General features: G+C 59.6%; 18 protein-coding genes. 9 read left to right on the top strand and 9 right to left on the bottom strand.

What is annotated here, in order from left to right; translation table 11 throughout:
• Window positions 1-9 precede the first annotated feature (9 nt).
• From L0U83_RS40440 to L0U83_RS40425, 4 genes are all read right to left on the bottom strand, one after another.
• Window positions 10-1,233 (bottom strand): YbfB/YjiJ family MFS transporter, encoded by a 1,224-nt coding sequence (locus L0U83_RS40440; protein ID WP_233890201.1) that lies wholly within the window; start codon window positions 1,231-1,233, stop codon window positions 10-12.
• 43 nt (window positions 1,234-1,276) lie between these two features.
• On the bottom strand, window positions 1,277-2,263 hold the full coding sequence (acuI, locus tag L0U83_RS40435; protein ID WP_233890221.1) for an acrylyl-CoA reductase (NADPH): 987 nt from the start codon (window positions 2,261-2,263) through the stop codon (window positions 1,277-1,279).
• A gap of 83 nt (window positions 2,264-2,346) precedes the next feature.
• A complete protein-coding gene (locus L0U83_RS40430) occupies window positions 2,347-3,525 on the bottom strand; it encodes an MFS transporter (protein WP_233890200.1) in 1,179 nt (392 codons plus the stop codon).
• Window positions 3,526-3,641: 116 nt separating this feature from the next.
• Window positions 3,642-4,286 (bottom strand): cysteine hydrolase family protein, encoded by a 645-nt coding sequence (locus L0U83_RS40425; protein WP_233890199.1) that lies wholly within the window; start codon window positions 4,284-4,286, stop codon window positions 3,642-3,644.
• A 368-nt stretch (window positions 4,287-4,654) separates the two neighbouring features.
• Between L0U83_RS40425 and L0U83_RS40420 the strand changes: the two genes are divergently transcribed.
• The 7 genes from L0U83_RS40420 to L0U83_RS40395 all read left to right on the top strand — a co-directional run bounded on the left by L0U83_RS40420 (window position 4,655) and on the right by L0U83_RS40395 (window position 15,078).
• On the top strand, window positions 4,655-4,945 hold the full coding sequence (locus L0U83_RS40420) for a muconolactone Delta-isomerase family protein (RefSeq protein ID WP_233890198.1): 291 nt from the start codon (window positions 4,655-4,657) through the stop codon (window positions 4,943-4,945).
• A 98-nt stretch (window positions 4,946-5,043) separates the two neighbouring features.
• A complete protein-coding gene (locus L0U83_RS40415; RefSeq protein WP_233890197.1) occupies window positions 5,044-5,616 on the top strand; it encodes a hypothetical protein in 573 nt (190 codons plus the stop codon).
• A gap of 517 nt (window positions 5,617-6,133) precedes the next feature.
• Window positions 6,134-7,858 carry an alpha-keto acid decarboxylase family protein gene (locus L0U83_RS40410; RefSeq protein ID WP_233890196.1) on the top strand — a complete coding sequence of 575 codons (1,725 nt, stop codon included), beginning with the start codon at window positions 6,134-6,136 and terminating at the stop codon, window positions 7,856-7,858.
• A 613-nt stretch (window positions 7,859-8,471) separates the two neighbouring features.
• Window positions 8,472-9,596, top strand: coding sequence for a hypothetical protein (locus tag L0U83_RS40405; RefSeq protein ID WP_233890195.1), 1,125 nt, complete (start codon window positions 8,472-8,474; stop codon window positions 9,594-9,596).
• 81 nt (window positions 9,597-9,677) lie between these two features.
• Window positions 9,678-9,800: a hypothetical protein gene (locus L0U83_RS40675; protein ID WP_267939928.1), complete on the top strand. Its 123-nt coding sequence runs from the start codon at window positions 9,678-9,680 to the stop codon at window positions 9,798-9,800.
• A gap of 442 nt (window positions 9,801-10,242) precedes the next feature.
• Complete coding sequence (locus L0U83_RS40400) at window positions 10,243-11,493, top strand: DUF1173 domain-containing protein (RefSeq protein ID WP_233890194.1); 1,251 nt, start codon at window positions 10,243-10,245, stop codon at window positions 11,491-11,493.
• A gap of 822 nt (window positions 11,494-12,315) precedes the next feature.
• Entirely contained in the window at window positions 12,316-15,078 is a 2,763-nt protein-coding gene (locus L0U83_RS40395) for a DUF4185 domain-containing protein (protein WP_233890193.1), read from the top strand.
• 532 nt (window positions 15,079-15,610) lie between these two features.
• Here the strand turns inward: L0U83_RS40395 and yecR are convergent.
• Together yecR and L0U83_RS40385 are read right to left on the bottom strand one after the other, a co-directional pair.
• Complete coding sequence (yecR, locus tag L0U83_RS40390; RefSeq protein WP_233890192.1) at window positions 15,611-15,925, bottom strand: YecR family lipoprotein; 315 nt, start codon at window positions 15,923-15,925, stop codon at window positions 15,611-15,613.
• Window positions 15,926-17,127: 1,202 nt separating this feature from the next.
• A complete protein-coding gene (locus L0U83_RS40385; RefSeq protein WP_233890191.1) occupies window positions 17,128-17,646 on the bottom strand; it encodes a hypothetical protein in 519 nt (172 codons plus the stop codon).
• A 103-nt stretch (window positions 17,647-17,749) separates the two neighbouring features.
• Here L0U83_RS40385 and L0U83_RS40380 point away from each other — a divergent pair, with 103 nt between their 5' ends.
• Complete coding sequence (locus L0U83_RS40380) at window positions 17,750-18,409, top strand: SOS response-associated peptidase (protein ID WP_233890190.1); 660 nt, start codon at window positions 17,750-17,752, stop codon at window positions 18,407-18,409.
• A 363-nt stretch (window positions 18,410-18,772) separates the two neighbouring features.
• Window positions 18,773-19,408: a hypothetical protein gene (locus tag L0U83_RS40375; protein WP_233890189.1), complete on the top strand. Its 636-nt coding sequence runs from the start codon at window positions 18,773-18,775 to the stop codon at window positions 19,406-19,408.
• A 293-nt stretch (window positions 19,409-19,701) separates the two neighbouring features.
• On the opposite strand, the gene L0U83_RS40370 is transcribed toward L0U83_RS40375, so the two are convergent.
• The 3 genes from L0U83_RS40370 to L0U83_RS40355 all read right to left on the bottom strand — a co-directional run bounded on the left by L0U83_RS40370 (window position 19,702) and on the right by L0U83_RS40355 (window position 26,177).
• Window positions 19,702-20,679, bottom strand: coding sequence for a DUF2971 domain-containing protein (locus L0U83_RS40370; RefSeq protein ID WP_233890188.1), 978 nt, complete (start codon window positions 20,677-20,679; stop codon window positions 19,702-19,704).
• A 453-nt stretch (window positions 20,680-21,132) separates the two neighbouring features.
• Window positions 21,133-24,552 (bottom strand): adenylate/guanylate cyclase domain-containing protein, encoded by a 3,420-nt coding sequence (locus L0U83_RS40365; RefSeq protein WP_233890187.1) that lies wholly within the window; start codon window positions 24,550-24,552, stop codon window positions 21,133-21,135.
• A gap of 908 nt (window positions 24,553-25,460) precedes the next feature.
• The gene (locus L0U83_RS40355; protein ID WP_233890186.1) at window positions 25,461-26,177 is read right to left on the bottom strand and encodes a TetR/AcrR family transcriptional regulator; all 717 of its coding nucleotides are present in this window, start codon (window positions 26,175-26,177) and stop codon (window positions 25,461-25,463) included.
• Between the last annotated feature and the right edge of the window lie 176 nt (window positions 26,178-26,353).

The following is a 26,353-nucleotide window of genomic DNA, read 5'->3' as shown; positions in this document are numbered from 1 at the left end:
CGCAGCGGGCTATCGTCCAGACAGCTCCGTGCGCGGCGCGCGCATCAAGACGTCTGCGAAGAAGGCTAGCGCCAGTGCGCCTGCGCCGCACAGGAACACGAGCGCGTAGTCGTCGTGAAGGCGAGAAAACAGATACGAATAGCCATAGCCGCCGAGTGCCTGAAAGAGCGCAAAAGCCGTGGTCGCACGGCTCCACGCTGCGCGCTGTGCGAGGAAGTCGTCAGGTACCAACTCGTTGATACGTCCAAGAACGATTGGCACGATTCCAGGCGTGAACACGCCGAGGATCACTGTGGCGCCGGCGAGAACATAGGGATTCCCCGTCTTCGCGAGTACCACGATCGCGATGGCCTGTAGTACAAGCCCGGCGCGCCAGGCCGTCCGAAAGCCGAAGCGGCCGCCCAGGTTGCTGCAGATGATGGGCCCCGCGATGGCGGCGAGACCGTATAGCACCCAGTAGTCTGCGCCCATTGCTGCGCCGCGGCCGAGGCCGCGCGCAATATAGTCCACGAGCAGCACAATCACAGGTACGAGGCCGAGTGCGTTTGCAGCGTATTGTGCGTACAGGACACGCAGTGCGAGGCTGCCGTGCTCAATCTTGTGTGTTGACGCGGCCTGCGCAGCGGGTGGATTCGTCGCCGGCCACCCGAACCAGCTCAAGGCAGTGAGCGAGAGCGAAAGCACACCGAGGCCGAGCCAAGTGTCGCGCAGCCCGGTCGCCAGGAGTTGAGGGATCAAGGTGCCCGATGCCGCAACTCCGAGGCCCAGCCCGAGAAAGATCATCCCGCTCGCGAAGCCCCGGCGCGGCGCAGGAATGTGCGGAAGGATCGATGTCGCGACGAGCACCATGATCGCGCCACCGGAAAAGCCCGACAGCAGACGCCAGAAGAAGAACCACGGCACAGAAACGGGCCACGCACACGCGAAGAAAGCGATCGTCACTGCGACCATCAGGAACCGCAAGGCGGACAGGTTCGACAGCTTCGCAGCGAGCGGCCGTCCCGCCATCGCACCGATCAGGTAGCCGGCGAAATTTGCCGCTCCGAGCGCGACAGTCTGCGAGGAACTGAACCAGTGCGCCTGGATCATCGAGGGAATGAGCGGCGTATAGGCAAAGCGTGCAAGACCAACGGCGACCAGACTGCCGCAGAGGCCGGCGAATGCTGCGAACAGCGCCCGGGCATCGAGCGACGACGCTTCGCGCTTGTGGGGCGTGGAAGGAACAGCAGCCATGATGAACTCCAGAATTCAGGGGGTGTTGCCGGGGCAAAAGCGGCTACGCATTGACATCTACGACAGTGCGACCCTGAATCTTGCCTTCCAGTATCTGGCCCGCGACAGCGGGAACGTCAGCGAGTCCGACTACCTTCGCCGCGCGGCCGAGTTTGCTTAAGTCGAGATCGCGCGCGAGCCGCGCCCAGGCTTCGATGCGCACTGACCGCGGAGCATTGACGGAATCGATGCCCGCGAGGGTCACGTTACGGCGAATGAAGGGCATGACCGAACCGGGGAGGCCTGAGCCCTGTGCGAGGCCGCAGGCGGCGACAACGCCGCGGTACTGTGTCTGGGCCAACACGTTTGCCAGCGTGTGATGTCCCACGGAGTCCACCGCACCCGCCCAACGTTCCGGGGCGAGCGGCGCACCGGGCTCCGAGAGCGCTTGCCGGTCGATCACTTCCGCCGCGCCGAGGCTATACAGATAGTCGGCTTCTGCGGGGCGTCCGGTTGATGCGACGACGCGATAGCCGAGGCCAGACAGAACGGCAATTGCGATCGAGCCGACCCCTCCGTTGGCGCCTGTCACGAGAACATCGCCGCGTTGTGGCGACAGGCCGCCATGTTCCAGCGCCAACACCGCAAGCATGGCCGTGTATCCGGCCGTGCCAATCGCCATCGCGTCGCGCGTAGAAAAAACCTCTGGAAGTTTGACGAGCCACTCGCCCTTCACGCGCGCCTTTTGCGCGAATCCGCCGTGATGGTTCTGGCTGAGATCCCAACCGTTGAGGACGACACGGTCGCCGGCAGAGATGCCGGGATACGTGGATGCCTCAACTGTGCCAGCCAGGTCGATGCCCGCGACCAACGGAAACTCGCGGATGATCTCCGCGCGTCCGGTGATGGCGAGCGCGTCCTTGAAGTTTACAGTCGAATATTCAACCGCAACGGTAACGTCGCCGGGCATGAGGTCTTGCTCGCGCATATTGACGATGCGAGTCGAGATCGCGTCGCGCGGTTTCGTCGCTAACAGTGCTTTGAAGGTCATTTGATTCTCCTGAATAAATGGTTCCCGATAGCCAGAGCTATTCAGCAATCGCCAAACGGGAGTGATTCTTTCGGGTGCTCGCGTCATGCGTGCCTGTCAGCGACGGCTGAACTGGATGGCGCGTATGCGAACGTATTGACAACAACGGCGGCGAGCGCGAGCAAGGCGCCGATCGCGGAGAGGCCGAGCCAGGCTGCGCGCAGGGCCCCCGCGCCGCCGAGTGCCGCACCAAATGCGCCACCAAGAAAGTACGAAACCATGAAGACGGTATTCAGGCGGCTGCGGGCTTCGGGACGCAGCGCATAGATCCGCGCCTGGTTGGCGATGAAGCCGGCGCGATTGCCCAGATCTAGCAACACCATGCCGACGATCAACCACGACAGACTGTGTCCGCCCGCTGCAATAAACGCGAACGCGATGGCAACCGTGAGCGCACCCGCGGTCGCGACACGGCGCGCGCCGGCGCGGTCGACGATGGCGCCCAGCTGTGCCGAAACCGACAGACCGACTAGCCCGATCAGCCCAAATACGCCAATAGTGGCGGGGCCGTAATGGTAGGGCGGGCGTTCGAGCAGCACCGCGAGGGTTGCCCAGAGCGCGCTGAAGGCGGCGAATACGAGAAACCCCATCGACGCGGAGAGGCGTAGCAGCCGTTCCTGACGGACGAGGCCAGCGAGCGAGTGCACCAACTCACGATAGCGGATCGTCGCGAGTGAGCTCGACACAGGCAGTTCCCTGATGACAAACAGAAGCACGATGTCGATGGCGGAAGCGATCACGAATATCGAGCGCCAGCCCCAAAGCGCGCCGACGATGCCGCTCAGCGTGCGTGCCAGCAGAACGCCGGAGGAGAGCCCACCCAGCAGGGAACCGACCACGCGTCCGCGCGTCTCGGGCGTAGCCATCCCCGAGACCGCGGGGATGATGATTTGCGCCGAGATCGACGTCATGCCAACCAGGAAGCTGCATAGGGCCAGCGCGAAGAAGGACGGTGCCGCTGCGCAGGCGACCAGCGCCACTGCGTTCGCGATGATCGCTCGCGAAGCCAGCGTGCGTGGTTGGGCACCGTCGGCGAGCGGGACGAAGACTAGCAGCCCCATTGCATAGCCTAGCTGGGTGAGCGTGGCAATGAGGCTCCCACGCGGCGACGCCACAGCAAACGTTGATGCGATTTGCGGCAGCAGCGGCTGGTGGTAGTAGATGGGCGAGACTGCGAGCGCGCAGCAAAGAGCCATCAGAAAGACCTGGCGCGGGGAAACCATGGGTGCCTTTGCTAAGGTAGGGGGCAGAATTGCGCCGGATTCGCGGTATCGCCGGAGTCCAGAAGGACTGGCGGGCATGGAATGGGAAAGCGATACACACCATGCACGCGAACAACTTACAGGGCAAGGCGTGCCCAGGCTTTGGGCAATGCGTCAAGGAACTCGCGGGTGCTCACGATACTGTGCGCGTAGGTTGGCCCGTTCAGTTCATGCGCTGCGTGCATCGATTCCGGCTTGAGAGCGGCCGTTGCGTCCTTCACGAGCGTAACGTGGTAACCAAGCTCCGTTGCATATCGCGCCGTCGCCTCTATGCAGGTGTTCGCCAGCAGACCCACGATCACCACGTGCGTGATGCGATGCTGCTTGAGCTGGAAGTCGAGATCGGTATTGGCAAAACCGCTTGAGCCCCAGTGTTCGAGTGCCACGATATCGCCCGATTGCGGCGCGAAATCGGGGTGCCACTCGCCACCCCACTCGCCTTTGGCGAAGTGATGGCCGCCCATGATCTTGCGCTGACTCGGGCTCGGATGACTCCAGCTTTCATAGTCGCCCACCTGCCATCGGCGATGCGGTACGTAGACCACCTGGATACCCGCACTTCGCACGGCTGCATTGATCAGTCGCAGGTTATCCAGCAGTCCGACTTCTTCAGCGACGTCCTTGACGAAGGGCCAGACTTTGCCTTCTTCAGCCAGGAAGTCGTTATACGGGTCGACAAATAGCAGTGCGGTTGACCGGGCCTCATAGACGAAGTGGCTCATTGCGTTTCTCCAGGAGTGGCTGACACCAAAACGGTGACTTGAGAAGGGTCACCCCTCATGCGGACACGCGTGCAGGCAGCGGCAGCGGTTCAGCTAAAGGTGGGTCCCCTTTGCTAGTGCATTGTATATATGAATTTCATAGCGTCAAGTTAAGCGTGAAACCCATAAGACACTTACGGATTTATCTGCAAACTGAGCGGGGTTTTTGATGGGTTTACATGAGCGGAAAAATCTTGTTACTATGAAAAGCATATGCAATAGTGCCGAAGCGGCGCGATTCATTTAACCCAGCGCTGAGTTCCGGTGTTGTTCGTATCGCTCGTACGAAACCACCCACCTGATCGCAGTGCCACACCCAGGAGAGCAACATGCAATACCTCGTGATGATTTCCCGTTCCGAAAACGCATCGTCCATGTCCCTTCATAAAGAAGAGGTCGAAGCGGAGGCTGAGTTTGTCCGCCGGCTTTACGCCTCCGGAGTAGTTCGGCAGATATGGCTGAGGGCAGAGGGTGGAGCCTGCATGATTTCGGAAGCAGATGACGAAAACGGCCTACGACAACTCCTGGGCGAACTCCCTTTGGTCAAGGCCGGCTATCTTGCGCAGCCACAGATCAGCCAATTGCGTTCGTATTCGGGGTTTGGGCCACGCAGTCTCTGAACCACTCGAACTATCACGCCGGCACGGGCGCGAATCGGTGGAGATGCCGACTGTCACTTCATGTCGGCAAGTCGGCAAACTATGTTGGAAAAATCCATATGACACGCTGGAAACTTTTTGGCGTACTAATCGTAGTCGTAGCGCTATTTGCTCTTATGGCCTCTGCAATGGCGCCGGACCGCGTAGGCTCGCTGCAATATGCGATACGAGCAACGGCTCGCACGTCCTTTGTTCTGTTCCTGGCCGTGTTCCTGTCTACCTCGCTTGCGAGACTCTTGCCGTCGGCGCTAACCCGGTCCCTGGTCAGGGAGCGGCGCTACATCGGATTGTCGTTCGCCGCTTCGCAGGTTTTGCATGCGATAGCGCTCATCATCTACATCAGGACTGCGCCCGAAGCATTCTGGGTGGGGCGTACGCCCGCGACGAACATACCGGGTTCCATAGGCTATTTGATGATTCTGTTGCTTACGGTGACATCGTTCGCAATGCCGGCGCGTCTGATCGGTCCGGCCAATTGGAAAAAGCTCCATCTCGCAGGCGTGTGGATACTCGCCGTCATTTTCGCGGCTTCCTTCCTCACCCGCGCCCACCTACATGCTGCTTATCTCGCACCCGGGATGATTATGGTTGTTGCCATGTTGCTACGCATGGCTGAGCGGTTTGAAGCGTGAGGTCAGAGATTCGCCACACCTGGCGGACGCATCCGACACAATCCAGTCAGCCTGTCGCACCTGGTCGACACTGCCACCGGCTACAACACTGATCTTTGCTTTTGCTTCGCGCCCAACGCCAGGCTCATCGTCGACTGGAACTCGTATGTCAGGAAAGCTCTCCTCAATCAAGAGCCCGCCACCAGTTCGTGAACCTTGCAACGGCTTTGCGGAGACCACTCGCGATTGTGCAGAAGCAGCGCTATCACGGATGCCGGGCCGCGGACAGGTGCTGGCCGCGTCTAGCCGTTTGATGTCGTGCAGAAAGCGGGCAGAATGGATTAGCGAGGCGCAACGACTCGCGGCGAAAAGTGCTCGATGCGCGAAACGGCTGTATCGCGAACGTATTCGGTCTGTAAGCAATCGAAAAGCCAATGGCAACTGCAATGTATCCGTCGAAGGGCGGTACACAGGGCCACCGGATTCGATCGAACCCGGTAATGCGCATTCCTCCGACAGATTAGATTAGGAGTCCTCCATGGAAACCACGCAGCAGACAGGCAGCACCCAACGAATGACGATCGGCGACTTCCTGCTTCGCCGTCTTGAGGAAGCCGGCATCCGGCATCTGTTCGGCGTTCCCGGCGACTACAACCTCACGCTGTTGCAGCAACTCCACGACAGCGGCGCGCTGGAATGGGTTGGCAACACGGGTGAACTGGTCTCCTCCTACGCGGCGGACGGCTATGCCCGGTTGAATGGGCTTGGCGCCCTGCTTGTCACGAACGGAGTCGGTGCCCTGAGTGCGCTTAACGGTGTCGCCGGCTCCTACGCCGAGCATGTCCCGACCATTTGTATCTGCGGTTCGATACCGCTCAGGTCCATTGATCGCGGCCTGGGCATGCACCACACCATGGGCGACGGCAACTTTGACCACTTCCTTCGTGCCTACGCGCCGGTGACTGCCGCGCAGGTCAGGATCACCCCGCGCAACGCGGCCATTGAGATCGACCGCCTGATCCTCACCGCCTGGCGCGAGAAGCTACCCGTGTATATGGAACTGCCGTCCGACATCGCTTATCTCGAGATCGAGGTGCCCACCGCGCCGCTCGTCCTTGCCGATCCGCCCAGCGACCCGGAGCGGCTGCGCTCGTGCATCGCCGCGGTCGCGAAACGGCTGTCCGCCGCTACTTCACCGGCGATCCTGGTGGATGCGGACGCGGACCGGTTCGGCGTCGCCCCCGCGCTCATGGATCTGGCCCAGAAGATGCAAGCTCCGGTGGCTGTGATCAATGCGGCCAAAAGCGTGATCGACGAGTCGTTCGCGCATTACATTGGCATTTACGCGGGCAGGGGCAGTGAGCCGGGGGTACGTGAAACGATCGAGAGCAATGACTGCGTGCTCGCCATTGGCTACCGGCCGATCGAGGTGACCACGGGTGACTTCACGGCAACGTTGCCTGCCGGCACGATCCACGCCCGCGGGCACGCAGTGGACATCGGCGACGATAACTATCAGGCGGTGACACTCGGGGAAGTGCTGCGCGGCGTCATCGAAGCGGTCCCGCAGGTTACGAACCGCGCTCCGCGGCCTGTGGCCACCGCAGTGCCGGTCGCGCAGGTCGACAGTTCGGCCACGCTGACGCAGGCTGCCTACTGGCAGGCTATCCAGGGCTACCTGCGCTCCGGTGACGTCGTGTATGTCGACAACGGCACATCATTTTCCATTCTCGGCCTGAGGCTCCCGCCAGGATGCACCTTCATCGGGTCGATCAACTGGGGATCCATCGGCTTTTCGGTCGGAGCGCTCCTTGGCGCGCTGACCGCGGCGCCAGACCGTCGCCACGTGCTGCTCGTGGGCGACGGCTCCTTCCAGGTCACGGCGCAGGAGCTGTCGACCATTCTGCGTCACGACCACAAGCCGGTGATCTTGTTGATCAACAACGGCGGATACACCATCGAACGCGGCTACCTCGGCAAGTCCGAACCCTACAACGACATCGCGAACTGGGCTTATGCGGATCTGCCGAAAGTGCTCCATCCTGGCGCCACGGTGCGGTCGTTCGTGGTCAGGACCTGCGGCGATCTGCAAAATGCCCTTGGCGCACCTAACGACAGGCTGCTGTTCGTCGAGTCGATCATGGACCCGTGCGACGCTCCAGCCGCGATCACCCGAAGCAGCAATCTTGGGGCCGAGCTCGACTACGGGCCTCGCGGGCCGCAGCACCGCGATAACGTGCAGCTCCGGCACGACACGTTGTAGATGGAGATGTTGCCGTCGTGTGCCGCACCAGCTTCATCCCCGCCGCGCGTGAACGTTCGGCGGGGGCGTCGTGCCAGCGGACGGAAGTGGGTTGCAGGGAACGCTAGCTGTGGACAACAGACTCCCACTAGACCGCGGCTTCCCGATACTTCGCAAACTTCGACGTCTGCCTTCCCCGAATTGAAGCAGTTGCACGGATCACGGTACGACATGATCTCGAGCGTCAGTCGGTTGTTGGAGGCGAGCGGACGTTCGAACGTCCGCGTGAAGGTCTGGTCGGACGTCTCTAGCTGGCCGGCCACGGCCTTCGATGCTGACGTCAGATTGAGGCATGCATCAACCTGACGTCAGGCCTACCAGCAAAGCACGTCAGATTAGGGTTCATTTCCTCATTGCCTGATATGGGCGCCTCGGCGTCCAAGACCCTAACCTCACGATCTCATCGCTAAACGTACGAAAAAGTCCGAATCTTGACGGCACCCCAAGTCCGTAGCGCCGCGTTGTGGATTTGGACACCGCCACGCGCGAATTTGCTCGATAAATAAACATGACGCTTGGCGCAATGTATCTGATAATATGACGTATAACGTCACAATTAGCAGGAACAGTAAGCATGGTGCCCAGTCTCTCTCCGTCAGCGTCCCAACAGGCCTCCGCACCACCAATCTCGCGCGCCTTCGCCCTCTTGCTGGCCTTACTCGCCACGTGCACGTCAATCTGGATCGCCGTGATTGCGGGCTGGGACCGCGGCGGCCAACTTGGTGAACGGCTCGCCTGGGTTCTCATCGGGCTGGTCCTGTTGCTCGGTGCTCACCTCATCCCGGCCCTGTGCAGTCGCGCGTCGCCTTTAGTGCGTGTGCCCGCACTCTGCATCTGGCTCGTGTCGATGGCCGCGACGGGATACGGGCATGCAACGTTCTTCGTGCTTGCGCAACAGCATTCGGGGGCGTTGCGTGCCGCTGCGTTGCGTTCGGACTTCGCTGCACCAGTGCCGATCGCTGGCCGCACACCAGCCGACGTTGCAATGGAGCGCGCGAAGGTCACGCGTGACCTGGCAAGGGTGAATGCGCAGACTTGCGAACAGCGATGCGCGGGCCTGCGTGTCACGCGTACTGCGCTGACTGCCAAGCTCGCAGCCCTCGATGTCGAGTTCGGTGAGGCGACACGCCGTGAGCGCCTGGCTGACGATGCCCGTGCACAGCAGGAGCGCTTTGAGGCCCGGGTTGATGCGGCCCGTATCGATCCCGTGACGGCACGCATTGCACAGACCTTTGGCGTCGCAACCGGTACGGTCGATCTGTGCCTTGCCCTTAGTTTTGGTTTGTTGCTGGAATGCGTCGCATGCATTGGCTGGCTGCTCGCGCTGCGTGAAGGCTCGGCATCAGGGAACGGCAGTCGAAACGCAACTACCGGTCTAGCGGTTCCGCCGATCGCAGACGCTGCCGACGCAGCGCCGGCGTACAGTGACGTAGTGGCTGCGTCGCAGCCCACAGCGTGCAGTCCGATGCAGGCGACCGGAAAGACTGGCACGGAAAGCGAAACATCCCCAAGCGCTGATCTCGCGCGCGTCGAGGCGGCGGTGGAAGCGGGCGATATCAGGCTCACAGTGATGGAAATCAGGGGCTTTCTGCGGTGCTCACAGAGCAGGGCGCTCAAGATGCGCAGGCACCTTATGTCGCGTCCTTCCCTCGAGCGCCTGGTACCGCAGGGAACACCTGCCTCGGTAATGACACACTGAGTTCCGTTGCCGGCCATAATGGTGTGTACGCAACAAACACGGAACAAAGGATCGGTTCACTTCACCTGGAAGGAGTCCAACATGCACGCACTACTCAACGTCCTTGGCTGCGGCGCTGTCACGTTCGGTCTGTACTATGGCGCCTACTGCGTTCTCCGTTACTTCGGACACGTCGCCAAGACGACCGATATACGTTTCTACTGATGTACTCCGCGGGAGCGGATAGCGCTCAGCGCGTTTCATCGCTCGCGCAGGCAGTGTTCGTTTTGTCGGTCACTGGCCCAATACGGCGCATTTCCCGGTCGATCTCGCGCCGAAAGCCGCGCTTGTCACGCTAGGGCCAGACCAATATAATCCGTTTCACGTTACTCCATGCTCGCATGGATTCAGCCCGCCTCTTTGGCGGGCTTTTTCTTTTGTACGAAACGGTTTGCGTGCTCGACTTACGCCCAGCCGCGCGCCGCGACCAGCCATTCAAGCACTTCGGTCGATGAATCCACCCGGCGAGTCCCGGTCTTTCCGAATCTGTTAGTGCTGTGAAGGGCGAAGTCGTCGGCGACTCATAGTGCCTAGCACGTCATCTTGTTCGCGATGCGTCATGTTCGACATGATAAGGTGACGTTTTGCGCACAATATGGGGTGTTCAATGCCCGACTATCGCTTTGATGACGTCATCGTTGCGGACGACGCTGCCGACCTGCAGAGCTATCTTGCCGAAGCTCACGGAGCCAAGATCCGGCCGTTATGTCTTTGTCTGCCCGATGGCGTTCCAATGTACGTCGCGAAGGCAGGCAAGGCATTCATCATCAAGCGCATGCCCAATAGCGGCGCTACGCACTCGGCAGACTGTACGTCGTATCGGCCACCCGAAGAGATATCGGGCATGAGTCAGGTGCTCGGTGAGGCCATTCGCGAGAACGACGAGGACGGCACGACAGCACTTAAGCTCGACTTCAGCCTGTCAAAGCAGGGCGCCCGCACCGCGCCCACTGCCTCCGGGCAGACCTCCGATACCGTGCGTGCCGACGGGGCCAAGCTGACCCTGCGCAGTACCCTCCATTACTTGTGGGACCAGGCAGAACTGAACCGTTGGACCCCTGGCATGGCAGGCAAGCGCACTTGGTATGTCGTGCGCTCCCGTCTCATCGCCGCGGCCGAGCGTAGCGTGACCAAGGGTGCGCCGCTCTCCACACAGCTATACGTTCCGGAGCCTTTCGTCAGCGATCAGGCGGCGCAGCTGCGGCAGCGACGTATCACACATATGGCCGGACTCGCCAGCACCCAGAAGGCCCGCAAGCTGATGATTGCGATCGGGGAGATTAAGGAGATCGGCGTAGCCCGCTATGGGTTTAAGATCGTCGCCAAACATTTGCCAGACTTCCCGCTGATGATGGAGGAAGCCATCTATCGGCGCTTTCGCTCCCGGTTCGCCAACGAGCTCGAAGTCTGGAACAGCATGGAGTCGTCGCACCTGCTTTTCATTGCGACGTTCGGCCTCGGGGCGACTGGAATTGCCTCGATAGAATCCATCGCGGTAATGCTGGTCAACGCGAACTGGTTGCCGTTCGAGCATACGTACGATGCGATGCTGCTCGATGCGCTGATCCAGCAGCGCCGCCGCTTCGTGAAGGGCATGCGCTACAACCTGCCCGAGAACAAGCCGCTCGCGTGTGCCGTGCTTTCCGACGTCCCGTTGCATCCGAGCGGCGTTGCGCTTTACATTCGCAAGCCCGGCCTCGAGCCGCACGAAGTCGAAGAGCTGGGCGCGCTGTCGGAACAGAGCGAAATACCATCGTGGATCTGGGATGCCAGCGCGGAACTGCCACGTCTGCCGGACAATGTGCTCAAGGTGGAACCTCCCACGCCACCCAGCGAACCCGTTGAATCGGCTTGGTAGGGACATCAAGATCCGGGACGTTTACATACATCAACGACGGGCGGTGGTCGGCCAACTTCTGCCGCTCGCTCAACACATCGGCCGGTCAATCGAACGGTTGAATCCGCACAAAGCTTCCTGCCGCTGTCGGCTTCGGGTCGGCTAGGCGAGTTTGGCGGTGGCATCGAACACGCCGCGCGTCGGCCAGTGCCGAGTTGTCGGGTTCGCCCCTTCGGCAGTCGGGCCGAAATAGACCGCACAGCCGTTGTGCCCGCATAACCTAACGAGGTTCTAACCAATTCGGTCACTTGTTTAATCCTGCCTGAACTACATCACATCGCCGGATAGATCCGATTGGTCGGCTCATATTAGTTAGGTTAGCTTACATGGTGGTAACACACATTCGTCAAAGCACGTCATTGTTTCCTGTTCACGCACGCCCTACTCTAAATGGCAGTCCCCAACAATTTAGGCGGGGCCATTCAAAAACGAACTTTCCTAGACTCCGGATGGCCCTGTTTGCCGGGGCAGGTCACTTCAACGATTGATTACGAGCCCCGCCGCTCGGTTAAGTGTTTGCACAAGCCTTTTGTTTAGTCTATGAATCCCAAGGCGGAGTCAGCAACGGTTCGTCGACAGTCTCGAGATCGGCTATTTCGGTCCGTGAACCAAATTTTCGCGCCCATTGCATAGCGAAGGAACGACGTTAATGCCTCGCGCCTGACCTGAGATTCGCATTAAATCATCCGATCGATACGATAGGAATGCTAAACGCTGGCACGTATTCAAACAGGCACGCGAACGTTGATCCCTCATGTCCAACGCTTCAGGGAGGATCCTCCGATGCAATCGCCACCGAAGATCGTTGGCCCACTAGGCCCTTGCAGCAAATACATCCGGCTCCAAGGACAAACGCCGGGGACCCTTGTCACGGTATTGGCCTCGTTTAACAATGTGTGGGACATTGTGTGTAAACTTCCCGCCACCAGCCCGGACGAAGTATTCGAACTCACGCGTCCACTCAAACCACGCGAACACGTAGTGACAGACGCATTCACCGCGCAATCGCCGGAGGAAATCGTCCAGGACCAACCGGATCTGAATGCCATTGGACGTGTGACCGGAATTACGTTCCCATACGCATGCGGCGAATGCCTCTGGATCACTAACGCGATTCCCGGCGCCAACGTGGAGGTCCGCGACGCGAACGGTAACCTGCGGGGACAAGGCCCAGCGCCGGACGGCAACGCTCGGATCAATCTTACCGCGCCGATACACCATAACGAGACGCTCACGGCGAGACAGTTTGTCTGCGGCGTCGGAGGGACACCAACTACCCTTTTAACGGCGACCGAACCTCCAGCGCTGAAAGGCAAACTGAACCCTCCGAAAATCACGGGCACCGTGCGTGAGTGCGATACTGCAGTCCGCATAGAGGAAGTTATTGAAGGGGCAGTCGTAAGCATCCTCATTGACGACACTGATGAACTAAGGGCCTGCTTTGATCGATCGGGGCTTTGGTTCCAGCTCGGCCGAGAGCTAAACGTGCGGCAAGGTCTCCGGGTGCGCCAGTCCTTCGACAACTGTGAGCTCCACAGCCTCTATTCAATGCCTCCGGCTCCCGTTGAGGAACTCCTTGCACTCGATCCGCCGACTATAAACCAACCACTGTGCGAAGGAAGTTGCTTCGTCACTATCGGAGGGCTGACATTTGGCGACACCGTGACGATTGTGCAAGACGGATTGGAGATTGGAGGAGGAACTGCCTGGGATTCCCAGTGCGACTTCATAATCCAGCCGTTGAAATACAACTACCACTCAAAAGTGACTGCACTTCGGACGCGCTGCGGAGTCACCAGCCTGCCTTCCGACGTCGCGACAGTTGAGAAGAGCCCCGGTTCGATCCCGGAGCCGGTGATCGTCGGACCATTGTACGACTGCGGAGCAGCGGTTCATGTTGTCGGACTGCATCCCGGCGCCCGAGTGAATGTTGTCTCCGATCGGCGGGGAACGATCGGGAATGCATACGTCTGGGAAACTGAAGCCGATATTTTCGTTTTCGGTTTACTGCATCCTCCGGAAAACATATCGATCGCGGAGGTGGCTTGCGGGCACAACGTTACCTCGCCCAAATCGGAACCTGTGCTCGAGCATCCACGGACACTCGACCCACCTGTACTACTGCGGTGGACCTGGAACACGCGAGCGTCCGTTCCTGTAGACGGCCTCCTACCCGGTGCAATGGTGGAAGTCCAGATCGATGGCATCCACGTGACGACGGTGCCGATGACGCTGAAAAGGGCCGAAATACCTCTTCCGGCCAAACCGAGTGCTGGAAGTACTGTACGTGTACGTCAGTGGCTTTGCAACGTTGCCTCCGACTGGTCCGCGTTGTCTCCACAGGCCGTCGTTCAGTCGATCGATGACTACGATGTCGGCCTGGTCGCAGGCTCAGTTAGCCGGGTATGCCAATTGACCGGAGACTATGACCCGGAAGGACTGCCTCACAGAAACGACACGGAAGGGGTGAGGGTCATCGGTACAGACCTAGGAATCTCCGTCGACCACATGATCGCCGGAGAAAAGCGCACGTACTTCTTTTTCGGTGATACGGCCGACGACGACACCGGCAACGGCGATAGCATCTTCTACACGCTCGACAATGATCCTACGCCAAACGGGCCACTTCTGAAATGCCTTACGGTTCAGGACCCAGACGACGACGACTTCGGCGCGTTTGCCAGGCTCGCAGTAGAAGGCGTGGATTTGCCTGGCTTCGGTGTGCCGACGGGTGCGTTCTCGTGGGATGGGCGAATCTATCTATTTGTGACGACCAAGTTTGTAAGCGATGACGACCCGATGACACAGTCCTTTCTGGGCTCAGCAGTCGATCCGGCGTTGGGGTTCACCAATCACGGGATGGTCGATGCGGAGGGCGATCCCAACTACGATTTTCGCTTCATTAATATTGCGCCGTGCGTGATCGCGAATGACGATTGGGATGGCCTGCCTGACACGGCGCGACCCGGTGGCGTTGGCGTACTGCTGTGCGGCTCTGGACGATACAGAAGAAGTAACCCGTACCTGGCATATGTGCCGATAGAGGACATCACGAAGCCCCGCACCAACTGGGCATATTTCTCTATCTCGGGCAATCAATGGACGTCCGATCCACAATATGCGAGCCCCCTCTTTATCGATCCGGTAGTTGGAGAGCTGTCCCTCTCGTATCACCCCTACCTTCAAAAATGGTTGCTTCTTTACAATTCAAATCCCGGCGACGGGTCAATTGTCATGCGATCAGCAACCGTTCCGTGGGGCCCATGGTCGGCTCCATGCCCCTTGTTTTTCGTGCATGAAGGCCTTAGAAAGTTCATCCACGAACCGGGTCAAGACGGTTTGGGCTGGCTTCCTCCGCTCAATATAGTCAATTTGCTGCCAACCGAAAACACAAATCGTGGTGACGTCTATGGACCGTACATTGTTTCCCGCTGGAATGACTGGGATGACGTGACGCAACGGCAAGCTATCTACTTCACGATGTCGACATGGGTTCCGTACCAGCCACAGCTCATGCGCGCACTACTCGAACTCGTAAAACGATAAAAGCCAGATTAGAAGGGCAGAGGCAGATTTCTAGTTCAACCTTCCGACGTTGCTTGAATTTCGGAGGAGAAAAATGTCGATTTTCGGAAACGGATCAGCCCGGAACAGACACATCTCTGGTAATAGCGGCATGGCGCTTGATGGCCGAGATGGAATGGCCTAAGAATGCCGCGTTTCGCATGATCCGTCATCCTGGTCAGGGAAAGGAGCTACGCCGATTGGCCGGCCGCCGGAAGCTGCCGCTGTGATGGTGCGGGGCCGGACGACCGCAAGGGGTCGCTTTATGCCTTTCGCATGAGACGCCGATCCAAGACGATCGTCGCACTCGGTTGTGGGACGCAGTTCGGCGAGTTCCGGCCGTTCGTCTGCCCCTCGAAGTTGCCATTCGGACGGCTGCTATGCACCGTTGCAGGACATTTGTGACGGAAGTCGGCGGGGGCGGCCCAGAGTGGGTCCATACCATTGCCACCACCACCGCGATGACTACAGGTATAGCTGCCGCTTTGCGTATCAGCGATGTATGGCCAGTGGTCTATGGTGTGCCAGTACACTGATACTCTACAGTAACCCTCCAACGGTCGCAGCTGCCGCCCGATCTATCGACGCAATCTTTTGTCGCACCGCCGAATGGTTCAGCTTCTTTATACCCCCATGCCGCACATCGTTGTGTGGCGGCCGCAGCGCCTTGTGCTGCGTTCACTTCGGGCACCTCGAACATGCCATATTCATATGACATTCTCACGGTGCCGTCGGCCTTGCTGCCGCCTGTAGCGACCATTTCTTTAGGTGCTGCGCAGGCCCCCAAGAAAATTGCTGCGCCCAAGAGCATTGCGATCTTTTTTTCCATTTCTCACCTCCGTCGATTAAGTGGTGCCAACTAGCCCTAACTTGCGACGTTCAGCAATGCTTACTTTTGCGGCACTTTGGCGAGCCAGCCAAGTTTCTAACCCATCGGCCTTTTCACAATCCGATGCGCCGAGAATTCGTAAAAGTGTGCGTAGTAGCCTAGTCAATGCCCGCCAAAAATCAACTGCTCACTACGTCAGCCGTGTGTGGGGTGAGGTTTTCTGAAACATGCTACCCGTTGTCGGAATCGGTCCGTTTGCTAACAGTGAAAAAACAGCGGTGGTAGACGTGTTGGAAATGTAGGGCGGACACAATCGCGTCCGGCGGAATGCTATCGTTGCACTGACTCCGACGCCCTCCGGTAACACCTCAGAACCGACCAAACTGACGGTTCCGCGTCGCGCACTGTGGTCCGCTCCAACCTGAAAAGGGCAGCTATCGGGACCAACTGCAGCCATTTGCCGATGCTCTTTGGCCGACAATCGAATGTCGCAGTTCATTATTAGCAAGCGCCGACAATCGACTAAGCTTGGAGAAGGTCCGCCTGACCTATTCAGCAGTCATCGGAGGCCGACATGCCTACAAACGCCAGACGCAGCGAACAGGACCGCGATCACGAATACGATCTCGCAGTGTTGCGCTCTCATGAGCTGCACATGAGACACATTTATGGACTTAGGTGGGCGGCGCTAGCAATCTCGGCGCTGACGATCATAATCGGGGCTGTCATGATCTTCGCCGGGCTACAGGGCTCGTTCAACTGGGCCGTGGAAGCTCCAAATTCGGTTGGAGCAAAATTAACGAACGCCTCTCCTGGGATTGTCTTCGCGACGGTTGGACTGGTCCTAGGGTTCATAGTCGTGATCCAGAAGCCGGTGAACTATAGCGTTGGTGGGCCACGAGACACACGGGGAGGTGTGCTTCTCGGGGAGAGCCTTAGGCAGGAGAACGACCCGCCGGGCCTGATGGCTCGCCCCCGAAGGAATCCGAAGGAGCAGGAGAGCGACCCGCCGAGCCTGATGGCTCGCCCCCGAAGGAATCCGAAGGAGCAGGAGAGCGACCCGCCGAGCCTGGTGGCTCACCCCCGAAGAAGTCCGAGGGAGGTATCGATAACCATGCAGCGCATACCTAAATCCCCGTCGGATGAGTAATCCGGCGTAGAAGTCACCCTGAAAAGGTTGCCATCGCACGGACTTTTCTCTTTTAGCGCCTCCGCTTCGAATCGACCGTTCCGATGCGGTTGAGTTCGGCCAGCAGGCGACGGCGCAGGCGTGCAAGGGCCTTGCGGCCGTCTTCGACGGTCGCGCTGTCCTTGGACAGATGCCAGAACTCCTCAGCGGCCATCGCTTCGAGCTCGGAGAACGCGTAGCGGTCGGTCTGCACTTCGAGCGCGAACCGACGACACCCCGGCTGCTCCTTCCAGGCACGCCGTAGTTCCTCGTAGGTGGGCGTAACGAATGGCGGGAGCCCGAAACGGCTGCGCTCCGCGCGCTGGCGTGCCTCCTTCGTCCAATCCACGTCTTTTGCCGGTGCGTCGACCAGGGCAAGCGGGGTGACACGATGGCGGACCCGTTTTGTGTGCTCGACCTTGTGCGAGCGCTGATCACTGTAGGCCCAGAAGTCGGCGCATGCTTCGGCATCGGTCATCCAGATTGCGGTCTGCTCGAAGCGCGCCAGTTTCTCATCCCAGTAGGCCCATTTCCATTCCCAGAGTGGTTCCATGATCTGCCTCGAACACTGTATAAATATACAGTATCATGGAGCCGGGCGCCGCGCTAGACAGCGTCGGCTAAGATGATCCCTTCGCCGGGATTCGGAGTGGGCCATGTGCACAAATTACGCAGCCGCGCGCCGCGACCAGCTATTCAAGCACTTCGGGATCGAGCCGCCGGACAGTCCGTGGCGCGATGAGGTGTACAAGGACTATGCCGCGCCGATCATCCGTCGCATCGAGGGCCGCGACCGAGCGGACCTCGCGACGTTCGGCATTGTCCCGAGGCGGCATATCCCGGAAGGCGTGAGGCCGTTCGACACCATGAATGCGCGTTCGGAGACGCTTGGCGAAAAGCGCTCGTTCAGCGGGGCGTGGAAGAAGCTCCAGCTTGCGTTGATTCCTTGCGAAGCGATCTACGAACCGAACTACGAGAGCGGCCAGGCCGTCCGCTGGCGTATCGGCCTGGCCGATCATGCGCCTTTCGCGGTCGCCGGCCTGTGGCGCGTGTGGAATGAACCCGAGGGACAGGCGCTGTCGTTCACGATGCTCACACTGAACGCCGACGAGCATCCGCTCATGCGACGCTTCCACAAGCCCGGCGCGGAGAAGCGCGGCGTGGTCATCGTACCGCGCGACGAACACGAAAACTGGCTCGCATGCCGCTCGACCGATGAGGCCCGGTCCTTCCTCGCGTTGTATCCGGCGGACGGCATGAGCGCGGAGGCAGCGCCGGCACCCCCGCGCAAAACCAAGGCCGAATCGAACGTCTGAAAGCAGTTGAATAGAATCGATAGAATCAATATGAAAAGTAATCCTATATAAATTCTGACCTTCAGGCGGAACAACTCGTAGAGCGCGATGAAAGTGTCACCGCCGGTGGCTCGGTAGTAAGCCTCCCAAAGTTCGGCAAGCGCTGGCGCGACGCGAACTGTCAAGCTTAATGCGGACAGAGGTGTTACGCCGATCGTGAATTGCTGCGGTCAGCAGACGGGGAGAGCGGCCGGTGCTTCCTCGAAAAAGGTGGGCGCCGAGTCTGCTGTGTCCTCGTCCATCCCGCGCGTGTTGGGCGCGTCGGGCCGTTCTGAACATAACGCTTTCAAGCGCTACTAAGTCTGCCTCTCGAGCCTAAATCCGATGCGAATATCGCTGATCGGAACTGTCCACGCCGAAAGTGGACGCGCCAACTTGGCGGAATTGCGGACGATCCTTGAACACCTTCAGCCGGACGTCATCTTTGCTGAAATTCCCACTGCCAATCTTGCTGACTATCTCGACGGCTCTCACGGCAATCTCGAGTCTGCTGCCGTTGCCCTCTATCGCAAGCGCCGTCCAGTCGACGTTGTACCTGTGGACTTGAACAAACCAAACGACGAGTTCTTTAGAGAATCTGAGGAAATGTTCAAAAAGGTCGAAAGGACGAGCCCTGAATATCGCCGTCTGATGGACCAGAACAGCCTTGACACGCGAGATCACGGTTTTCCATACCTCAACAGCGATCGCTGCGCCCAAGCATGGGCAGCCATCTACGACGAGGTGCGTGCAACCGTCGAATGGATCGGCGACGCCAGATTGCGACAGATCTACGCTCTATGGAGCGAGACAAATGACCGTCGCGAGACGGAAATGCTAGAGAACATCAATGGCTATTGCATCCGCGGCGCATTCTCTCATGGAGTGCTTCTCCTTGGCGCTGGACACAGGAAAGCCTTGGAGGAGAAGGTGCAGGAGCAACGAGGCGTCGGTGCACCAGGAGTCTCATGGAAACTTTAAAGGTCTCTGGATTAGGCGGTGTGAGGAAATGTCCACTTCTATGAGGACTCGCCGGCAATTTGTCAGGCGAATGTCCCGCTCGTCCGATGTCGTTTCGCGCGGTTGCGAACATATATAACCCGGACGTCGCTTACTTGACGGTCCGCCAACACCCTGGGACCTGATCACGTCGCGCGGAGTCTGCATCAAACCTTGCCTTATTTGGCCCGTTTCGCGGGCTGACATCGAAGTCCGTCTTGATATGGGCAGTGGAAAGCAGTTTGCACAATCGCGGAAAATCAGCACCAAAGTACTCAAAACCGCAGCGGGATTCCCGACGGGCGAACATCGACGTTTGTGTATCCGAGCGAACCAGCCAGCTCGTGAACCGTCCAAATCGCAAGCTCGGGGTTCAACGTCGGGCCGCAAAATGCTTGTGCGACTCGCAGTGGTCCGTTCTCGCTGTCGAGTAACCTCAAAGGAATATATGGAACAAAGCTTCCGTTCCTGATGCGAAATCGTTCGTTTGGGACTGGATGGCGCTCTGCAAAGTAGACGTAGCGCCACTCCTGCTCTTCACGAAAGGACGGATTTTTGAAACAGGGCAGTAGATCGGCCAGCACTGTCTGCAGTTGCATTACGGCGTTGTCCACGATCTCCACCCGAAACCTCTCGCGGTGCATGATCGCCCCGTATTGTTCGAATATCGGTACCAAACCGATGAGCAGTTCGTCGAGAAGTCTAGTCTGTTCGGAGCCGTCGTAGAGAATCTTTCTAAGCTGAACGAGGCCGTGTTTCTCTATCAAGTTCGCTTCGCCATTGGAGAGAATTGGCGACTCCAAATGTCGAGAAAGGCCGATGGAATACCCGCCCCCGCCGCTTGCGTATCCGCGCCACTGACTCAGCAGGTTGCCGTTCTCGCAGAAGCAAACGACATAAGCCCTGAACAACATAACAGCAGCATGACGAAACTGCTCTCTCGCTCTTTCGACGAACAATCGAACATACTCGTTTGGCCGCACGGCTTCTAGTACCCCGAGCCGGTCCTTCAGCAGGGTGAGGCCGTATTCAAGCTCAGACGAATCGTTCAGATGTGCAATGTGCGTAGCCCAAAACTCTCGACCGTCGAGAATAGACTTGAATCCTTCGGCCGTTGTGTAGTGGTACAGCGTCTCAACTTCTTCGAACGCCTTCCTTTGACGAGCCAGAAATTGCTTCTGAACACGCCAAAAGTGCTCGTAAAGAAGAATGTCCGGTGCATTTGGATCGAAGGATTGCGTCGGTCCGGTCATGGCATCTCCGCGTCGTGGTCGACACACTTGGGGCCCAAAACACCAGAATGCTAGCACTATTCACGCATCGCGCAGAAGCGCGTCGACTTTCAACGGGCCGCGAGGACACGCGCAGGACAGTGAGTTCACCGGCATCGGGAAAACCGGCCGGTTTGGCAGAAAGGGACGGGTTCCGGATCAGGCAGATTTTCAAACGCTGAAGTATTGCTAAGAAACAAGTGTGTTGTGATAAGAAGGATTATCGCAATATCACGTTTAGCGAGAGAGATTCTCAGGGAAGCTTGCCGTTAACGCAGGGAAAGTTGGGTCTAAATTGCATAGTGTGCGCGTGAGTGGAGGTTGGGAACGATCGTCACTCATGTATCGGCTATGGCTTAGAGAATGCCAGTCAACCGAGTGTGTGCAGAAAGGCCGATCGTAACCAGTGTTGTAAGCGGGCACAGCGAGATGGAACTATGTTTTCAACGGCAGCTCATCGAGCAGCGCCCTCGCCGAGCGCAAATCGGCGGAGTCAAAGCCTTCAGTAAAGGCACCGTAGATTTTGTCCAGCCGCCGCCGGGCCGCTGCTGTCTCGCCTTGTGCTTGCCACAGCCGCGCAAGGCTCACGGTTGCGCGCAACTCCAGCGACTTCGAGCGTTGACGGGTGGCGACCGCGATCGCTTTTTGAAAGCATGCCTCGGCTTCCCGTCGACTTGCAGATGCATGGGTTCTCGCATGCTGGAGCATCAGTTCGCCCTTCAGGCGATGCAATTCCGCTTCGTAATAGTGCTCGCCCGTTTTGTCTGCCACAACGAGCGCCTCATTCAGCGCGCTCAACGCGGCCTGCACCTGGCCAGCGTGTCCATAGGCTGCGGCGAGCATGGACAGGATGCCTGAGCGCATCATCTCAGCGCCGGTGGCCTGGTAGGCGGCAAACCCCTGATTGATCAGGACAATCCCCGGCTCGAAGCGCCCCTGCTCAGCGAGGGCCCAGCCCCGAACGATCGTTCCGTACGCGAGCCAGAACGGGAACGCCTGATCAGTGGCAAGCGCGATGGCGGCTTCGGCGCATTCTTGAGCCAACTGCGCCTCGCGCCGAAATCGATGCAAATCGGCTGCCGCGACTAGGCTGAGCGCCAGGCTGGATGGGTGTGACATCTTCCGCGCGAGCGCAAGAGCATCCTGACTCCGCTTGCTTGCCTGGTCCGCATAACCCATGGCCCACAGGATCCAGGCCAATACGCTCAGGCCGATCATGCCCGGATCGAGTCCGTAATCACGGGCATGTGTCCGATGCTGTTCAGGATCGTAGAGCGCAACGACCTGCTCGAGATGGACACGCGCGTTGACCAGGTCGCCCTGAAAAAAGAAGCTGGTTCCGACTGCGCTGTGCGCTTCCACCAGCAAACCGCGGTCGTTGTCGTTCTGCGCGAGGCGCAGCAACTGCTCGCCCAGTTCGTGCGCGGTGGCGTACTCCGCACGCAATGCGTGATAGACCCGCAGCCCCAGCTGGACCGGAAAGAGCCGCGATGATTCGCCAACCTGATCGCACAATGTCAGCGCACGTGTATAAGTGGCCTTCACCTCCGGGGAGGCAGGGCCTCGGGCTGACATCCAGATCGGACCGAGCGCAAGCTGTATCGCGAGTTCCTGTCGCGCGCGTTCGCGTGCGTCGGGCAGCCGCGCGAGCAGTGCGAGCGCTGCGCCGAGGTGCTGGATCGCCTCGAGATTGGCTGAACGCTCCAACGCCTGCAGACCCGCATGCTGCAGATACTCCACCGCTTTCGGGATGTTGTTGCTCAGGCTGTAGTGGTGCGCCAGCTCGTCGCAATAGTCGTTGAGCCGGGCGGGGTAGAGCGCTTCGATGGCCTGCGCGGTGCGCTCATGCAGGACACTGCGCTGTTCCGTGAGTAGCGACTGGCCTGCGACCTCCTGGGTGAGGGCGTGCTTGAACGCATACTCCACCTCAGGAAACGCTGGATGCTCGAAAATGAACTCGGCGGCCTGCAAGCTGGCGAGCAGGCGGCGTAGCTCGTGTTCAGGCAGCCCGGTTTGGCCGCTGCAGACTTGCCGGACCAAACTCCAGGGGAACTCCTTGCCGACCACGGCCAGGGTCTGCAGCAACGCTTTCTCAGCGGCGGGAAGGCGGTCGATGCGAGCGGCAAGCACGCCCTGCACAGTCGTTGGAATACGCAGGGTGGCAGGCGTCTGCTGGATGCGGTAGCGGCCGGGCTCGCCGATCAGCGCTTTCTCCTCGACCAGGGTCTGGACGACCTCTTCCATGAAGAAGGGATTGCCCTCCGTCTTCTCGAGGACGAGCTGCTTCACCGGCACAAGTGTGGGCTCGTCGCCGAGCAGCGCTGAGAGCATCGCGTGAGCTTCGGCGTCGCCTAACGGCTCGAGCCGCAGCTGCCTGTAGTTGCTGTTCGGAGTCCACCCAGGCTGGTGTTCCGGCCGGTAGTTCACGAGCAGGAGGACCCTGGCGTTCGCCAGTTGATTGACGCAGAACGCAAGGAAGGCTTCGGTTTCGCTGTCGAGCCACTGCAGGTCTTCGATCAGCAGTTCGACGGGCTGGTTCTCGCTTTCGCGCACGAGCAGGTGAGTAATCGCCTCGAATGTGTGTGCGCGCCGCACCTGAGGGTCCAGCTCCAGCAGTGCCGAGCCCGGCTCGCTGATACCGAAGAGAGCAAGCAGGTACGGGACGAGGGTTTCGAGACGACGCTCCAGGGTCAGCACTTTGCCGGTGATCTTTTCACGGCACTGCCGTTCGTCGTCCTGAACAGTGATCTTGAAGTAGTGCTTCAACAGTTCGATCAGCGGCAGATAGGCAAATGCCTTGCCGTGCGAAACCGAAAAGGTTTCCAGTACCAGGCAGCCACGCTGCGATCGCTCCTTGAACTCAAGAAACAGCCGGGACTTGCCCACGCCGGCTTCACCCACCACGCTGACGATCTGCCCGCACCCTCCCGTTGCTTGCTCCATTGCGCAGCGCAAGGCCTGCAGTTCGTCTTCGCGACCGACGAACCGGGCCAGACCGCGTCGCGCCGCCACTTGCAGGCGCGTGCGCAGGGCGCCGAGCCCAAGTAATTCGTACACCGCGAGCGGCGTGGACAAACCCTTGACCTGGGCAGCCCCGAGCCCCTTGAACTCGAAGTAGCCTTGCGCAAGCTTGTAAGTGGACTCGCTCACAAGGATCGTGGAAGGCGCCGCCATGGTTTCCATGCGCGAGGCAACGTGCATCGTCTGACCGAGCGAATCGTAATCGGCGCGCAGATCGTCCTTGCGGATCGAGCGCACGACGACTTCACCTGTATGGATCCCGATCCTGATATCAAGGGGTATGCCGTGTTCCAGGCGGATTCGGTCTCCGTGCTGGCGCATCGCGTCCTGCATGCGGAGCGCCGCGTACAGAGCACGCTGCGCGTGGTCCTCATGAGCGATGGGTGCCCCAAACAGGGCTAATATCCCGTCGCCAAGCGACTTCGCGACATAGCCTTCGTAGTGATGCACCGCTTCCATCATCAGCGCGACGACCGGTCCAATCAGCCTGTCGGCCTCTTCAGGATCAAGATCGTGGATCAACGCTGTCGAACCGGCCATATCCGCGAAGAGCGCCGTGATTGTCTTGCGTTCGCCGACAGCTTCGCTACGCGCTTCCAGGGTGGCCTGCTCGGCCAGGATTCGCTCAGTCAGATGCGCAGGAGTGTAGTGAATCGGGGCGGCGAATGTAGCTTGCACGGCACCGCGCAACGGTGCGCCGCATTCGCTGCAGAACTTGGCGCTCGCGGGCACTTCGTGATAGCAATGCGGGCAAGAGCGCGCCAACCTCGCGCCGCACTTTTCGCAGAGTTTTGCGCTAAAGGGATTGTCGAACCCACAACTGGAGCAGCGCATACAGTCCCCCTCCCTATTTCGGGGTGCGCATCACAAGTATTAGACGCCGACTTCATGCCGACGGCAAGGATCCAGACCGTGTATTTGCTGAGCCGGAGCGTCGACCCGCATCGCGTGAGCGCGACGCACCAGTCGTTGTATCACTGCGTTCAAGGTCGAAATTCTCTCGAGCGGCAGCATCACGCGATCGAACATGGCCGTGAAGAGGTCAACTCGCGACGGCTCAGGTATGGAGCCGCCCAACGCGACTCGTTGCGCGGTTGGTCACGGGGCAGGGGCTTGGTGGAGCGATGCCCAATCTGATTGCGTTGCCTGCCGAAGCCGTTGGGCCTTGGCTAAAAAACACGGCGGAGAGCGTAATGTGCTGCGGCATGCCTTTCGCGGGCGCGATGGCGGCATTGCCTGGCGTGCTGAGCACGGGCGATACCGCTTGGCGGAACATCTCTTATGCGGGTGGCGTCGGACCGCTCATGACCGTTCCTGCGCTGATGCCATGCCTGCAGAGTTCAGCGCATTCGAGCGAAAGGCCGTAAGCGGCCGGGCAACCCAACTTGAGGTTCGGTAGAGCACCTGGGAGTATCGTGCCCACTTGACGATGAGGCGCGGACCGAACTTGTCGCCCAAGTGCGCCGTCTCGTGCGTCGGCGCTCAACGATCCACATGTCGATGTTCGAGAGCGCGCTCCGCACAGCGCACTATCGTCCGCGCCAGACAGTGAACGCGCGTCGAGCATCTAAGGCGTGCCAGCAAAATCGACGGGCGTTCATTAGCGTCCCTGTGAACACGGCTAGCAGAATTAACGAACTTCAACAGCGCGCGGTACCGTCGAAGCCGGGTTATGGCCATCAGGCTCATCGCCCAAATGGCCGCGCGCGTGCCCCGATGGTTGGTCGACGGAGGCTGTCCGCCTAACCGGCGTCAACGCCGGGGGGCGGCAACTGATCCTGCATCCTCGCATGCCCGCGCTCGAGTAGCGAAGTGGCCGGCACGGCAATGGCAGGCAGTTTGGTGCGCACTAGCGCCTGGGCTTCCGATCGGCTGACTCCGAGGCCCCGAAGAATGGCTGCAACAGCCTGTTCTGGCGACGCACAAGTTCGCGCTTCGGTGGCAAAACGCTGAGCCGTGGTCAACGTTGTTCCAACGATTACGTCCAGGGCAACCTCAACCGAAACGTCACGAAAACGCCCGCTCGCCAATCCCTGTTCGATATGAACAGGCAGGTATTCGTAGATCAGGCTGCTCGGACCCGCAGCGTGCAAGCCCGCTGCGGAAATGAAGCGTGCGAGCAGCGGGTAAGTTTGCGCCGCCCGCAAGAACATCCGCACGCCACAGGCGATCCGCCGCGTCGGATCGTCGTACGAACGCACCTCCACCTCGATGAGCCGAAGCAGTTCATCGTTCAGCTCCTGGGTCACCGCTGCGAGCAATTCTTCGTTCGTACGAAAGTAGTTGTAGAAGGTGCCTTGGGAGACGTCCGCTGCTGCGATGACTTCCTGAATGACGCTGCCTCCCACGCCCTTTTCTGCAAAAACCAGCATCGCGCTCTCGATCAATCTTGCGCGCATCCGCTCCCGGCGTTCTGCCGCGACGCGGGTCCGATGGTCAATGGTCGTGTCTGTACTCATGTCGCGATTATATGGCGCGAAGTAGCCCTGGCAATCGGGCTCCAGGTAAAAACGATAATATTGTCATAATGACAAATATCTCACTACAATGCCTCATCCTCGCGAATTCCGGAGCAGTCGACGCGATGGATGCCCCACTAGAACACCCTTGCGCGGGGGAGTGGACCGCATGTCTA

Origin of the sequence: Paraburkholderia flagellata, from assembly GCF_021390645.1 — a bacterium.
GTDB lineage: Bacteria > Pseudomonadota > Gammaproteobacteria > Burkholderiales > Burkholderiaceae > Paraburkholderia > Paraburkholderia flagellata.
Note: the sequence above shows the minus strand (reverse complement) of the source record. Positions and strands in the feature narration are given on the sequence as shown.